The organism is Streptomyces sp. NPDC037273, from assembly GCF_055603625.1.
In genome coordinates this window covers 195,054-208,423 of record NZ_JBVJVO010000010.1, presented here as the reverse complement: position 1 = coordinate 208,423, position 13,370 = coordinate 195,054, and the positions used below count along the sequence as shown (strand labels likewise).

The 13,370-nt window shown below is 71.1% G+C and carries 15 protein-coding genes; 10 read left to right on the top strand and 5 right to left on the bottom strand.

Translation table 11 applies throughout. The annotated features are described in order from the left end of the window. Positions 1-329 precede the first annotated feature (329 nt). Positions 330-1,568, top strand: a complete 1,239-nt coding sequence (locus ACZ7G1_RS25810) for an IS110 family RNA-guided transposase (RefSeq protein WP_470876154.1) — start codon at positions 330-332, stop codon at positions 1,566-1,568. A gap of 5 nt (positions 1,569-1,573) precedes the next feature. On the opposite strand, the gene ACZ7G1_RS25805 is transcribed toward ACZ7G1_RS25810, so the two are convergent. Next, complete coding sequence (locus ACZ7G1_RS25805; RefSeq protein ID WP_470876152.1) at positions 1,574-2,275, bottom strand: hypothetical protein; 702 nt, start codon at positions 2,273-2,275, stop codon at positions 1,574-1,576. A 495-nt stretch (positions 2,276-2,770) separates the two neighbouring features. Between ACZ7G1_RS25805 and ACZ7G1_RS25800 the strand changes: the two genes are divergently transcribed. Continuing rightward, positions 2,771-3,115 (top strand): WhiB family transcriptional regulator, encoded by a 345-nt coding sequence (locus ACZ7G1_RS25800; RefSeq protein WP_062754170.1) that lies wholly within the window; start codon positions 2,771-2,773, stop codon positions 3,113-3,115. Between the two features lie 48 nt (positions 3,116-3,163). Here the strand turns inward: ACZ7G1_RS25800 and bagB are convergent, their stop codons facing one another. Both bagB and bagA read right to left on the bottom strand, forming a co-directional pair. Next, entirely contained in the window at positions 3,164-4,543 is a 1,380-nt protein-coding gene (gene bagB / locus ACZ7G1_RS25795; protein WP_470876319.1) for an ATPase BagB, read from the bottom strand. Positions 4,544-4,629: 86 nt separating this feature from the next. Then, complete coding sequence (gene bagA / locus ACZ7G1_RS25790) at positions 4,630-5,592, bottom strand: ATPase BagA (protein ID WP_470876150.1); 963 nt, start codon at positions 5,590-5,592, stop codon at positions 4,630-4,632. Between the two features lie 171 nt (positions 5,593-5,763). Here bagA and ACZ7G1_RS25785 point away from each other — a divergent pair, with 171 nt between their 5' ends. From ACZ7G1_RS25785 to ACZ7G1_RS25765, 5 genes are all read left to right on the top strand, one after another. Further along, positions 5,764-5,922, top strand: a complete 159-nt coding sequence (locus ACZ7G1_RS25785; protein WP_015034547.1) for a DUF4177 domain-containing protein — start codon at positions 5,764-5,766, stop codon at positions 5,920-5,922. Continuing rightward, positions 5,919-6,389, top strand: coding sequence for a RidA family protein (locus tag ACZ7G1_RS25780; protein WP_470876148.1), 471 nt, complete (start codon positions 5,919-5,921; stop codon positions 6,387-6,389). The genes ACZ7G1_RS25785 and ACZ7G1_RS25780 overlap by 4 nt, the downstream gene beginning before the upstream one ends. A 112-nt stretch (positions 6,390-6,501) precedes the next feature. Further along, positions 6,502-7,389 carry an NUDIX hydrolase gene (locus ACZ7G1_RS25775; RefSeq protein ID WP_470876146.1) on the top strand — a complete coding sequence of 296 codons (888 nt, stop codon included), beginning with the start codon at positions 6,502-6,504 and terminating at the stop codon, positions 7,387-7,389. Next, entirely contained in the window at positions 7,386-8,216 is an 831-nt protein-coding gene (locus tag ACZ7G1_RS25770) for an MBL fold metallo-hydrolase (protein ID WP_470876145.1), read from the top strand. The genes ACZ7G1_RS25775 and ACZ7G1_RS25770 overlap by 4 nt, the downstream gene beginning before the upstream one ends. 129 nt (positions 8,217-8,345) lie before the next feature. Further along, the gene (locus tag ACZ7G1_RS25765) at positions 8,346-9,230 is read left to right on the top strand and encodes a prohibitin family protein (protein WP_470876143.1); all 885 of its coding nucleotides are present in this window, start codon (positions 8,346-8,348) and stop codon (positions 9,228-9,230) included. Positions 9,231-9,299: 69 nt separating this feature from the next. On the opposite strand, the gene ACZ7G1_RS25760 is transcribed toward ACZ7G1_RS25765, so the two are convergent. Next, entirely contained in the window at positions 9,300-9,974 is a 675-nt protein-coding gene (locus ACZ7G1_RS25760) for a Crp/Fnr family transcriptional regulator (protein ID WP_015034542.1), read from the bottom strand. Positions 9,975-10,228: 254 nt separating this feature from the next. Between ACZ7G1_RS25760 and nth the strand changes: the two genes are divergently transcribed. The 3 genes from nth (at position 10,229) to ACZ7G1_RS25745 (ending at position 13,129) form a co-directional block, all read left to right on the top strand. Then, a complete protein-coding gene (nth, locus tag ACZ7G1_RS25755) occupies positions 10,229-11,053 on the top strand; it encodes an endonuclease III (protein ID WP_470876141.1) in 825 nt (274 codons plus the stop codon). Positions 11,054-11,143: 90 nt separating this feature from the next. After that, positions 11,144-11,848, top strand: coding sequence for an NUDIX hydrolase (locus tag ACZ7G1_RS25750; protein ID WP_470876139.1), 705 nt, complete (start codon positions 11,144-11,146; stop codon positions 11,846-11,848). An 81-nt stretch (positions 11,849-11,929) separates the two neighbouring features. Further along, on the top strand, positions 11,930-13,129 hold the full coding sequence (locus tag ACZ7G1_RS25745; RefSeq protein WP_470876137.1) for a MarP family serine protease: 1,200 nt from the start codon (positions 11,930-11,932) through the stop codon (positions 13,127-13,129). A gap of 37 nt (positions 13,130-13,166) precedes the next feature. On the opposite strand, the gene ACZ7G1_RS25740 is transcribed toward ACZ7G1_RS25745, so the two are convergent. Continuing rightward, the gene (locus ACZ7G1_RS25740; protein ID WP_470876135.1) at positions 13,167-13,355 is read right to left on the bottom strand and encodes a hypothetical protein; all 189 of its coding nucleotides are present in this window, start codon (positions 13,353-13,355) and stop codon (positions 13,167-13,169) included. Positions 13,356-13,370: the final 15 nt, after the last annotated feature.

Genomic DNA, 13,370 nt, shown 5'->3' with positions numbered 1-13,370 from the left:
ACGTGGGGGCCGGGTTCATGCCTGTATGACGCCTGGTCATCGAGACCTCGTGGCAGAGCGGCAGTGCCCGACCCCCTCCTGGCCGCCACCACTCCAGCATTCATGCCTCGTTGGTGTTGGTGGTGCGAGCCCGCCCGACGGTGACCTCTCGATACGCCCGAGCCGCCCGAGCTCCCGCATAGACCGAGGCCCGTGGGGTGCGCTGGTGCCACGAACGGCTAGTGAGGTGGCGGCCCGACCGCGCTGCGGTTGAGGCCTGGGATTAGGTCGCTGCGTGGCCCGCATGCGCTCGTGACCAGCGCAAACACCGAACTCTGGGGAGGGGAATCTTGATCTACTGCGGAATCGACTGGGCGGAACGAACCCACGACGTCGCCCTGGTCGACGACACCGGCCAGCTCCTGGCCAAGCGGCACATCACCGACGACGCGGACGGCTACAAGATCCTGCTGGACCTGCTCGCCGAGTACGGCGACAGCAAGGAGAACCCGATTCCGGTCGCGATCGAGACCTCCCGGGGCCTGCTCGTCGCCGTGCTGCGGACCGGCACGCGGCAGGTCTTCGCGATCAACCCGATGGCCGCCGCCCGCTACCGCGACCGCCACTCCGTCTCCCGCAAGAAGTCCGACCCCGGCGACGCCCTGGTCCTGGCCAACATCCTCCGCACCGACATGCACGCCCACCGGCCCATGCCAGACGACTCCGACCTCGGCCGTGCGATCGCCGTCCTGGCCCGGGCCCAGCAGGACTCTCTGTGGAACCGGCAGCAGCTCGCCAACCAGCTCCGGTCCCTGCTGCGCGAGTACTACCCCGCCGCCCTGGCCGCCTTCGCCGCCTGGACCAACGGCCTGTGCCGGTCCGAGGCCCGCGAACTCCTCAGGACCGCCCCGACCCCGGCCCGGGCCGCGCGGCTGACCCGCACCCAGATCCAGGCCGCGCTCAAGCGCGCCGGCCGCCAGCGCGGCATCGAAGCCGAGGTCGAGCGCCTCCGCGAGGTCTTCCGCGCCGAGTGGGCCCACCAGCCGGCGCTGGTCGAGGACGCGCTCGGCAAGCAGATGCTTGCTCTCCTCATCCAGCTGGATGCCGCCTGCACCGCCGCCGACCAGCTTGCCGAAGCGGTGGAAGACGCCTTCCCCCAGCACCCGGACGCCGAGATCCTGCTGAGCTTCCCCGGGCTCGGCATCCAGCTCGCCGCCCGGGTCCTGGCCGAGATCGGCGACGACCGCACCCGCTTCGCCGACGCCCGCGGCCTGAAGGCCTACGCCGGCTCCTCACCCATCACCCGCGCCTCCGGCAAGAAGTCCGCCATCACCAGACGCTGGGTGAAGAACGACCGGCTCAACCACGCTGGCTACCTCTGGGCCTTCGCCTCACTCAGGGCATCCACCGGGGCCAACGCCCACTACCGGCGCCGACGCGAACAAGGCGACTGGCACGCGGCCGCCCAACGGAACCTCTTCAACCGCATGATCGGCCAGCTCTACCACTGCCTCCGGCACGGACAGCGCTTCGACGAGTCGCTCGCCTTCGGCGCCCCTTCCACCGAGGCCGTTGTCACCGCAGCTTGAGCCGGTCAGCGAGGAGTGAGGCAGGCTTCGAGGGCGGCTCGCTGTCGGGGCGGCAAGTGGTCGCCGAGGGGGACTTTGCGGGGGCTGTGCTCGCCCTCGCAGAGCCAGCTTCGCTCGTCATCGTCGAACCACCAGTCCTCGGCGCCCCACATGGGGTGGCCCTGAAGCAGGTGTCTGGCCAACGCCTCGCTCGCCTCGGGCGCCCCCTGAGCGATCAGAGCCTCGACCACCGCGGTCACGGCCTCCTCCGGAACCGTTGCGTCGCCGAGAACCGGCAGAAGAAGAAGGAGACGGGCATGAGGGTCGGTGACGCCTGCTGCACCCGGTGGTGCCTCCAGCAGAGCGGCGAGCTCGGGCCAGCACAGCCCGGGGCCGGTGCGGTCCTGATCGTTGCTGGCCAGGACGAGATCCTGGCTCCAGTCGGGATGCGTGAGGAAGTAGTCCGTCGTCGTGAACTCCTCGCCGCTGTTGAAGTGCACGACGATCGCGAAGCCACCGGTCAGTGGCACCGTGAACATGGGCCACGCCGACGGGTCGTGGAGCGTGTCCAGCACGGCATCCGCGTCGCCCGCATCCGACCCGAAGGCCTCCGGCGCGAACCCCTCGGCCAGGTCCGCCAAGTACGCAGGCCAGAAGCCCGGCTCATCCAGGAGCGGATGCCCGTCCACGACTGGCGAGGAGGAGTACCAGTGCCGTGCCATCACCATGCCGGGATTCTCCCCTGCCTGGTCAGAACTGTTCGAGAGCCCTGGCCCTCAAGGCCGACCAACTTGACGGCATAGCAACGTGAGGTGTCTACGTTCTCATTCGCCGGACACGCGTATATGCCTTGGCCTAAGCTGCTCACAACTGTCACAGCAGTGCGGTCTCGCATCAAGACCCGTGCGTGACTTCGGCGTGAATTCCCGTGACCCCGAAACACGGGAAGCTCGTGTCCGATTCAGGCTCATGCGTCACACGGTGCCCGGAGTGGGCCCGTCGAGGAAGGGCGTATCCGTGTGGTATGTCCGCTATCACACGCATGTCCTTCGATCACTCCCCTGGGTGATCTGACGCGCACGCATAGTCCGTTCGGGCCATCCAAGATTGGGCCCGAAGGGGGTGTTGCGCTGTGCCCACCTTCCGTAACGTCCCAACTGGCAGCGGTGAATATGCCGCTGTCGCCGTGGGGGAGCCTCGATTCGGGAGAGGACGGCGCCGGTATGGGCTGGGTAGCTGACTGGAGTGCGCAGGCGGCCTGCCGCACTACCGATCCGGATGAACTATTCGTGCAGGGAGCGGCGCAGAACAGGGCCAAGGCGGTGTGCACCGGATGCCCGGTGCGGACCGAGTGCCTCGCCGACGCTCTCGACAACCGGGTGGAGTTCGGTGTGTGGGGCGGCATGACGGAGCGCGAGCGCCGTGCTCTGCTGCGCCGCAGGCCGACCGTCACCTCGTGGCGCCGGCTCCTGGAGACCGCGCGCACGGAGTACGAGCGCGGCGCGGGCCTCCTGCCCGTCGCCATGGACGACGACGCGACCTACGAGGAGTACGCGGCCGTCGGCTGACACCCGCCCGCACGCGGCGACGGGCCGTGCGCGGTAGGGGGACACCGCTCAGGCCGAGGGCGTTCGACCGGCCGTGAGGCGGTCACCGATGGCCCGCAGCCCGGCGAGGTCGTGCACATCGCCGGGCAGGGCGGCCACTTCGGCCACCGCCACCTCGGGGTGGAGCGCGGTGAAGCGGTCGCGCGTGCGCTGCTCGCGCGTGAGCACCCGCATGCGCTCGGCATGCAGGCGAAGAAGTCCCGCGGTGAGCTGCCGGACGTCCACGTCCGGGTGTGCGTCTGTGTCTGTGGCTGTACGCGTGTCTGTGCGCGCGGCTGTACGCGTGTCTGTGCCTGTGTGCGTGCCTGTGTCCGTGTCTGCGGCTTCGAACTCTTGCTGTGCGGCCGGTTCGGCTGTGGGGGCAGCCTCGGAATCGGGGGTTGCGGCGGCGGTGGCGAGATCGGACGGCTCGGGCTCGGTGGCCGGGGAGCCACGCAGTTCAGCTTTCCCGCCCCCCTGATCGACAATGCGCCCCTCGTCAAGATTTTCCGCGGCGGCCCGCGCGCGCTCCGCCGAGAGGCGGGCGGCCCCGCTGCCGTGGACCCGGTTGAGGACGAGACCCGCCAGCGGCATCTCCTCGGCGGCGAGCCGCTCCACGAAGTACGCGGCCTCGCGCAGCGCGTCCCGCTCCGGCGTGGCGACCACGAGGAAGGCCGTGCCCGGAGCCTGGAGCAGCTTGTACGTGGCGTCCGCGCGGGTCCGGAAACCGCCGAACATCGTGTCCATCGCCGCCACGAACGTCTGCACGTCCTTGAGGAACTGACCCCCGAGCAGCTTCCCCAGCGTGCCCGTCATCATCGACATGCCGACGTTGAGGAACTTCATCCCCGCCCGGCCGCCCACCTTCGCCGGGGCCATGAGCAGCTTGATGAACTTTCCGTCGAGGAAGGAACCGAGCCGCTTCGGCGCGTCGAGGAAGTCCAGCGCGGACCGGGACGGCGGGGTGTCGACGACGATCAGGTCCCACTCGTCGCGCGCGCGGAGCTGGCCCAGCTTCTCCATCGCCATGTACTCCTGCGTACCGGCGAACCCGGCCGACAGGGACTGGTAGAAGGGGTTCCCCAGGATCGCCTTCGCCCGCTCGGGGTCCGCGTGCGCCTCGACGATCTCGTCGAAGGTCCGCTTCATGTCGAGCATCATCGCGTGCAGTTCGCCGCCGTCGGAGCCCTTGATCCCGTCGACCTTCCGCGGGGTGTTGTCCAGGGAGTCGATGCCCATGGACTGGGCGAGCCGGCGGGCCGGGTCGATGGTGAGGACGACCACCCGCCGCCCGCGCTCCGCCGCCCGCACGCCCAGCGCCGCGGCCGTCGTGGTCTTCCCGACCCCGCCCGCGCCGCAGCAGACGATGATCCGCGTCCCGCGGTCGTCGATCAGCGGATCGAGCTCCAGGACGGCGACGGAGTCGAGCCCGCCGGCCGGGTCCTGGGCCTCCGGGCCGGGAGTGCTGTCGTGGTCGCTCGCCGCGGCCTGGTCCGTCACGCGCCCACCCCTTGCTTCCGCAGTTCCTTCGCGAGCCGGTAGAGACCGGCGATGTCCGCCCCGTCCCCCAGGAAGGGGAGTTCGTACGCGGGGACGCCGATGCCGTCCAGGACCGCGCGCTGCTCCCGCTCGAGATCGACCCGGCGGGCGTGCTCGACGGCCTCGTCGAGGAGCGGTTCGACGAGCCGCGTGCCGCCGGCGATGCCGGCCGACGCCAGGGTCCGCGCGATCGCGTCACGGTGGTCGCCGGAGGCGGCCCGTACCGCCGCGCCGTCGAGGACGTGCGGGCGGACCATGTTCACCACGACCCTGCCGACCGGCAGTTCGGCGGCGCGGAGCTCGGCGATGCCGTCGGCGGTCTCCTGGACGGGCATCTCCTCCAGGAGGGTCACCAGATGGACGGCGGTCTCGGGGGACTTGAGGACCCGCATGACGGCCTGTGCCTGGTTGTGTATCGGGCCGATCCTGGCCAGGCCCGCGACCTCGTCGTTGACGTTGAGGAAGCGGGTGATGCGGCCGGTGGGCGGCGCGTCCATGACGACGTGGTCGTAGGTGTGGCCGCCGTGCTTCTCGCGCCGCCGGACCGCCTCGCAGGCCTTGCCGGTCAGCAGGACGTCACGGACGCCCGGGGCTATCGTCGTCGCGAAGTCGATCGCGCCGAGTTTCTTCAGGGCCCGCCCCGCGCTGCCCAGCTTGTAGAACATCTGGAGGTAGTCGAGGAGCGCGCGCTCGGCGTCGATCGCCAGCGCGTACACCTCGCCGCCGCCCGGCGCGACGGCGATCTTGCGTTCCTCGTACGGAAGGGCCTCCGTCTCGAAGAGCTGTGCGATGCCCTGCCTGCCTTCGACCTCGACGAGGAGGGTCCGCTTCCCCTCCGTCGCGAGGGCGAGGGCGAGGGCGGCGGCAACCGTCGTCTTACCGGTACCGCCCTTGCCGCTGACGACCTGGAGCCTGCTCACGCTGTCGAGCCTAACCACTGACGGCCTTGCCCAATCAGGTGCCCGCCCCGGAGAAGCCCCCTAGGGGCCCTCTCCGGGGAAGCCGAGGGGAAGCCGTAGAAGGGTGGCCGGGCGGAGACCGAGGGGGCCGCCTCGGAGGGGAGCCCGGCGGCAGCGGATACAGTCGGGCCCATGACCAAGTGGGAGTACGTCACGGTGCCGCTTCTGGTGCACGCGACGAAGCAGATTCTGGACACCTGGGGCGAGGACGGCTGGGAGCTCGTCCAGGTCGTGCCCGGGCCGAACAACCCCGAGCAGCTCGTGGCCTACCTGAAGCGGGCCAAGTCGTGAGCGGGGCCGTGGAGGCGAAGCTCGCCGAGCTCGGCCTGACCCTGCCGGAGGTCGTGCCGCCACTGGCCGCGTACCAGCCGGCCGTGCAGTCGGGCGTGTACGTCTACACCTCGGGCCAGCTCCCGATGGTGGCCGGCAAGCTGTCGGTGACCGGCAAGGTCGGCGAGGAGGTCACCGCCGAGGAGGCCAAGGAGCTCGCCGCCACCTGCGCGCTCAACGCCCTCGCGGCCGTGAAGTCGGTCGTCGGTGACCTCGACCGCATCAAGCGCGTCGTGAAGGTCGTCGGTTTCGTCGCCTCCGCCGCGGACTTCACCGGCCAGCCCGGTGTCATCAACGGTGCCAGCGAGCTGCTCGGCGCCGTCCTCGGCGACAAGGGCGTGCACGCGCGCAGCGCCGTCGGCGTGGCCGTGCTGCCGCTCGACGCGCCGGTCGAGGTCGAGGTCCAGGTCGAGCTCGTCGAGGCCTGATCCACCCGCCACACCCGTACGCGCACGCGTGGAGCCGGTTTCCCGTTCCGGGGGACCGGCTCCGGTGCGTTCGGCCCTCGTGCATTCCGATGCTTGCGCATAGCATCCGGCCATGCCGAATGGTCAGCCGAAACAGTCGAACGGTCAGTGGTACCCGCCGGAGTGGCCGGACCGCATCCGGGCCCTCGCCGCGGGCGAGCTCACCCCGGTGACGCCCCGGCGCGCCGCTACCGTCCTGCTCCTGCGGGACGCCGCCACCGGCCCCGAGGTCCACATGCTGCGCCGCCGCGCCTCGATGGCCTTCGCGGGAGGCGCGTACGCCTACCCCGGCGGCGGTGTCGACCCGCGCGACGAGCAGCCGGTCCGCTGGGCGGGCCCGTCCCTCGACGCGTGGGCAGGGCGGCTCGGCCTCGACGATCCCGCGCAGGCCCAGGCCGTGGTCTGTGCCGCCGTACGCGAGACCTTCGAGGAGGCGGGCGTCCTGCTCGCCGGCGAGGCCGCGGACACGGTGGTCGGCGACACGACCGGCGAGGACTGGGAGCGGGACCGGGAGGCGCTGGTCGCCCGGGAGCTGTCCTTCGCCGACTTCCTGGACCGGCGCGGGCTCGTCCTGCGCTCGGACCTGCTGGGCGCGTGGGCCCGCTGGATCACGCCGGAGTTCGAGCAGCGCCGGTACGACACGTGGTTCTTCGTGGCCGCGCTGCCGGCCGGGCAGCGGACCCGGGACGTCTCGGGAGAAGCAGACCGCACGGTCTGGATCCGTCCGGCGGAGGCCGCGGCGGGCTACGACCGGGGCGAGCTGACGATGATGCCGCCGACGATCTCGACCCTGCGCACCCTGGAGCCGTACGGCACGGCGGCCGGGGCGCTGGCGGCGGCGGGCGGCCAGGACATGACGCCGGTCCTCGCGCAGGCCCGTCTCGAGGGCGAGGCGCTGGTGCTGAGCTGGCCGGGGCACGAGGAGTTCACCAAGATCATCCCGACCGGGGGTGCGCGATGAGCGACGCCGCCGCGCTGCCCGGTCAGCCGCGCGGGCTCGTGGTCTCCGGGCCCGCGACCGCCCGTGCCGTGAACGTCCTGGCGCCGAACCCGTCGGCGATGACGCTGGACGGCACCAACACCTGGCTGCTCTCCGAGCCGGGCTCCGAGTTCGCGGTCGTGGTCGACCCGGGGCCCCTGGACGAGGGCCACCTCCGTCATGTGACGGACACCGCCGAGAAGCTCGGCAAGCGGATCGCGCTGACCCTGCTGACCCATGGGCACCCGGACCACGCGGAGGGCGCCGGGCGGTTCGCCGAGCTGACCGGGACGGCCGTGCGGGCCCTCGACCCGGCGCTGCGGCTCGGCGACGAGGGGCTCGGCGCGGGGGACGTGGTGAGCGTCGGCGGTCTTGAGCTGCGGGTGGTCCCGACGCCGGGGCACACCTCGGACTCGCTCTCCTTCCATCTGCCCGCCGACCGGGCGGTCCTGACGGGTGACACGATCCTGGGGCGCGGGACGACGATGGTCGCGCATCCGGACGGCCGGCTCGGCGACTATCTGGACTCGCTGCGGCGGCTGCGCTCGCTGACCGTCGACGACGGCGTCCACACGGTCCTGCCGGGCCACGGCCCGGTCCTCGAGGACGCGCAGGGTGCTGTGGAGTTCTATCTCGCGCACCGGGCGAGCCGGCTCGCGCAGGTCGAGACGGCCGTCGAGCGCGGTCTGCGGACGGCGCCCGAGGTCGTGGCCCACGTGTACGCCGACGTCGACCGCTCCCTGTGGCCCGCCGCCGAACTCTCCGTACGGGCGCAGCTGGAGTACCTGCGGGAGCGCGGCACGTTCTGAGGAGCGCGGCCGGATTCGAGCGGCGCGTTGTCACGATCCGGAACCGGGAGTGCCCCCGGTTCGTCGGTCCTCTTGACCTGTGTTTTACGCTCCGCTTACTTCTGGCCGTAGCTTTCGGGGGGAACGCCCGTGTTCGTCATCGCCATCCTGCTGGTCATCGCCGCAGTGGTGCTCTATTTCGTCGGCCGAGCCAACGACTCCAAGGGGCTGAAGTTCGGCGCCCTCGGTGCGGTCCTTGCCGGCGTCTTCTCGCTGATAGTGAGCATGACGTACGTGATCAGCGCGTACGAGGTCGGCGTGCCGGTCGCCTTCGGCAAGGTCGGCTCGCCCATGACCTCGGGCATGCACGTGAAGTCGCCGTTCACGAACGTCACGACCTTCTCGACCCGCCCGGTCGACCTCAACCTCTCCGACAAGGACGTGGTCGAGGTCCGCTCCTCCCAGGGCGGTGTCATGTACGCCGAGGTGACGGTGAAGTGGGCCGTCGTCCCGAGCAAGGCCGTCGAGCTGTACAAGCTCGCGGGCACGGAGGACGCCATCCAGCAGCGCCTCGTCTACCCGGACAGCCGCGAGATCGTCCGCAACGTCTTCGCCCGCTACTCCAGCGAGCAGGGTTACGCCTCCGACCGCGAGAAGATCAACGCCGAGATCGGCGGCCTGATCAAGGAGCGCCTGGCTCCGCGCGGCATCGTCGTGACCACGGTCAACCTGCGGAACGTGAAGCCCTCGGACGCCCTCCAGGGCCAGATCGACCGCAAGATCCAGCAGCAGCAGGCCACCGAGCGGGCCATCGAGGCCGCCCGTACGGCCAAGGCGGAGTCCGACCGCCGCCGGATCGAGGCGGAGGGCATCGCCCGCGCCAACAAGATCCTGAACGACTCGCTGACCGACAAGGTCCTGATGAACCAGTGCATCGACGCGTTCAAGGAGGCCGCCGCGAAGAACGCGGTCTACGCCGTGCCCTGCGGCAACGGCTCCTCCGCCCCGGTGATCGTGGACGGCTCCAAGCGCTGACCGTCCCCTGACACGCGGAAGGCCGCCCCGGTCCTCGGACCGGGGCGGCCTTCTCGCGTATGCCTGGAGCTAGCGCGAGCGCTTCGCGAGGCGCTCCACGTCGAGCAGGATCACGGCGCGGGCCTCAAGGCGCAGCCAGCCGCGCTGCGCGAAGTCGGCGAGCGCCTTGTTGACCGTCTCGCGGGAGGCGCCGACCAGCTGGGCCAGCTCTTCCTGCGTGAGGTCGTGGACGACGTGGATGCCCTCCTCCGACTGCACGCCGAAGCGGCGCGACAGGTCGAGGAGCGCACGGGCGACACGGCCCGGGACGTCGGAGAAGACCAGGTCGGACATCTGGTCGTTGGTCTTGCGGAGGCGGCGGGCGACCGCGCGCAGCAGCGCGGTGGCGACCTCCGGGCGGGCGTTCAGCCAGGGCTGGAGGTCGCCGTGGCCGAGGCCCAGCAGCTTGACCTCGGTGAGCGCGGTCGCGGTGGCGGTGCGCGGGCCCGGGTCGAACAGCGAGAGCTCGCCGATCAGCTCGCCGGGGCCGAGGACGGCCAGCATGTTCTCGCGACCGTCGGGGGAGGTGCGGTGCAGCTTCACCTTGCCCTCGGTGACCACGTACAGGCGGTCACCGGGGTCGCCCTCGTGGAAGAGCGCGTCGCCACGGGCCAGCGTCGCCTCACTCATCGAGGCGCGCAGCTCGGCTGCCTGCTCGTCATCGAGCGCCGCGAAGAGCGGGGCGCGCCGCAGAACGTCGTCCACGAGTTCTCTCCTACTGTCGACCTGCTCAAAGGACCTGAGTCCCATGATGCCGGACGCACAAAACAGTGCGATCAATCACAACAAGTTTGACCCACGAAGCTACCCGTCCGTACGCCAGGGGCCCGAATGGGGCCTGATCGGCCACGCCCGGGGCGGATGTCGGCGGTGGCCCCTAGGCTGGTCGGGTGTCCAACTCGCCGGTGAGAGCGCAGGCCAAGGGGGCTGGAAGAGTGTCGGCCGAAGGTAATTCCGCTGTGGGCGAACACGGCGTGTCGAAACAGGCGAAAGCCTCAAATCGGAAGGCGGCGAAGCCCGAGTCGCGGCTCGCGATGGTCCGCAGAGCCCGCAAGATCAACCGGGAGCTGGCCGAGGTCTTCCCGTACGCCCATCCGGAGCTCGACTTCCGCAACCCCTTCGAGCTGCTCGTCGCCACGGTCCTCTCCGCGCAGACCACCGACCTGCGGGTGAACCAGACGACCCCGGCCCTCTTCGCGAAGTACCCCACGCCCGAGGACCTGGCCGCCGCCGTGCCCGAGGAGGTCGAGGAGCTCATCCGCCCCACCGGCTTCTTCCGCGCGAAGACCAAGTCGATCATGGGCCTCGCCGCCGCCCTCAGGGACGACTGCGGCGGGGAGGTCCCCGGCCGCCTCGACGACCTCGTCAAACTCCCCGGCGTCGGCCGCAAGACCGCCTTCGTCGTCCTGGGCAACGCCTTCGGGGTCCCCGGCATCACCGTCGACACCCACTTCATGCGGCTGGTCAGGCGCTGGAAGTGGACCGAGCAGGAGGACCCGGTCAAGATCGAGGCGGAGATCGCCGAGATCTTCCCGAAGAGCGAGTGGACCATGCTCTCGCACCGGGTGATCTTCCACGGCCGCCGGATCTGCCACGCCCGCAAGCCCGCCTGCGGCGCCTGCCCGATCACCCACCTCTGCCCCTCGTACGGCGAGGGCGAGACCGACCCCGAGAAGGCGAAGAAGCTCCTCAAGTACGAGATGGGCGGCCTCCCGGGCCAGCGGCTCAATCCGCCCCCCGGCTACCCCGGCCGCCCTGCCCCGCCCCTCGGCGCGACCGACTGACCCCGACCACGCCCGCGCCGAGCCCCACCCTCCCGGCCCGCCCGGGAACGAACCCGTCCACTGATCGCGTTGTGAACCACGGGGGTGCCTATGACGCGCACTGACGAAGAGATCCACGGACCCGGCACGGGCGGTCTGCTCAGCCGGCACGGCCTGCCCGCATGGCTCGGCCCCGTCGACCGGGCCGCCCGCACGGTCGCGCCCGAGCAGCTGAGCCGCTTCCTGCCGCCCGAGAGCGGGGCCGGCCGCCAGTCCGCCGTCCTCGTCCTCTTCGGCGAGGGCGAGCGCGGACCCGAGCTGCTCCTCATGGAGCGGGCCGGCAGCCTGCGCTCGCACGCCGGGCAGCCCTCCTTCCCCGGCGGCGCCCTCGACCCCGAGGACGGCGACCCGGCCGACGGCGGGCTGCTGCGCGCCGCCCTGCGCGAGGCCCAGGAGGAGACCGGCCTCGACCCCGCGGGCGTCCAGCTCTTCGGCGTGCTGCCCCAGCTCTACATCCCGGTCAGCGGCTTCGTCGTCACCCCGGTCCTCGGCTGGTGGCGCACCCCGAGCCCGGTCGGGGTCGTCGACCCCGGCGAGACCGCGCGGGTCTTCACCGTGCCCGTGGCGGATCTCACGGATCCCGCGAACCGCGCGACGACGCTCCACCCGAGCGGCCACCAAGGTCCCGCGTTCCTCGTCGAATCCGCTCTGGTCTGGGGTTTTACCGCCGGAGTGATCGACCGGCTACTGCACTTCGCCGGCTGGGAGCGTCCCTGGGACCGCACGAGACAGGTCCCGCTCGACTGGCGCTCATGACAGGCTGACCTTCGGTGCGGGCCCGGCCTCCGGTCGAGCGCGCCCCGGGCGACCGGAAACGAATCTGCGAGGCTACTGACGGTGAACGTGCTGGACATCCTGCTGCTGCTCGCCGCCGTCTGGTTCGCGATCATCGGCTACCGCCAGGGCTTCGTGGTCGGCATCCTCTCGGTGCTCGGCTTCCTCGGCGGCGGTCTCGTCGCCGTCCTGCTGCTGCCGATCCTCTGGGACCAGCTGACCGACAACAGCGAGGTGTCCACCACGGCGACGGTGATCTTCGTGATGGTCGTCATCGTCTGCGCCTCGGTCGGCCAGGCCTTCACCACCCACCTCGGCAACAAGCTCCGCCGGTTCATCACCTGGTCCCCCGCGCGCGCCCTCGACGCCACCGGCGGCGCCCTGGTCAACGTGGTGGCGATGCTGCTCGTGGCCTGGCTGATCGGCTCCGCCCTCGCCGGCACCACGCTGCCCACCCTGGGCAAGGAGGTGCGCAACTCCAAGGTGCTCCTCGGGGTGTCCCGGGTGATGCCCGATCAGACCTCCACCTGGTTCGCCAACTTCAGCTCCACGCTCGCGCGCAGCGGCTTCCCGCAGGTCTTCAGCCCCTTCGCCAACGAGCCCATCACCGAGGTGCTGCCCCCCGACCCGGCACTCGCGAACAGCCCGGTCGCCGACAGCGCCCAGCGCTCCATCGTCAAGGTCGTCGGCACCGCGCAGAGCTGCGGCAAGGTCCTCGAAGGCACCGGCTTCGTCTTCGCCGACCGCCGCATCATGACCAACGCCCACGTCGTCGGAGGCGTCGACGAACCGACCGTCCAGATAGGCGGCGAAGGCAGGCTCTACGACGCCAAGGTCGTGCTCTACGACTGGCAGCGCGACATCGCCGTCCTGGACGTCCCCGACCTCAAGGCCGCCCCGCTGACCTTCACCGACGAGGCCGCCCGCAGCGGCGACGGCGCCATCGTCGCCGGCTTCCCCGAGAACGGCTCGTACGACGTCCGCTCGGCGCGCGTGCGGGGCCGTATCAGCCCCACCGGCCCCGACATCTACCACCGCGACCAGGTCCGCAGGGAGGTCTACTCGCTGTACACGACGGTCCGGCAGGGGAACTCCGGCGGCCCGCTCCTCACCGAGGACGGCGAGGTGTACGGCGTGATCTTCGCCCGCTCCCTCGACGACGCGAACACCGGCTACGCGCTGACCGTCGACGAGATCCGCGAGGACATCGAGCGCGGCCGCACCGCCGACCAGCAGGTCGACACCCAGGGCTGCGCCCTCTGAGGCCGGCCCGGCCGATCACGGCCGCGCCGGCTCCAGGTCAGTCGCGAGGATGGCGGAGCCGGGCCGAGACCCACCGGGCCCGGCGGCGCAGGATGCGCGAGATCCCCACCTCTGGCACGGCGTGCGCGTGGCCCTTGTCCTGCGGGCCACCCCTCTCCCGGGAGCCCGGCCCCGTGGCCGAGCGGCGGTCGCGTGCTGTGTCACTGTAGTCGTGCGTCCAGCCCATACCTCGACGTCTGCC

Coding starts and splice junctions, on each gene's coding strand:
- ACZ7G1_RS25770 (WP_470876145.1), top strand. CDS start 7,386: ATGAGCGACGCCGCCGCGCTGCCCGGTCAGCCGCGCGGGCTCGTGGTC.
- ACZ7G1_RS25775 (WP_470876146.1), top strand. CDS start 6,502: ATGCCGAATGGTCAGCCGAAACAGTCGAACGGTCAGTGGTACCCGCCG.
- ACZ7G1_RS25740 (WP_470876135.1), bottom strand. CDS start 13,355: ATGGGCTGGACGCACGACTACAGTGACACAGCACGCGACCGCCGCTCG.
- ACZ7G1_RS25750 (WP_470876139.1), top strand. CDS start 11,144: ATGACGCGCACTGACGAAGAGATCCACGGACCCGGCACGGGCGGTCTG.
- ACZ7G1_RS25785 (WP_015034547.1), top strand. CDS start 5,764: ATGACCAAGTGGGAGTACGTCACGGTGCCGCTTCTGGTGCACGCGACG.
- ACZ7G1_RS25800 (WP_062754170.1), top strand. CDS start 2,771: ATGGGCTGGGTAGCTGACTGGAGTGCGCAGGCGGCCTGCCGCACTACC.
- ACZ7G1_RS25805 (WP_470876152.1), bottom strand. CDS start 2,275: ATGGTGATGGCACGGCACTGGTACTCCTCCTCGCCAGTCGTGGACGGG.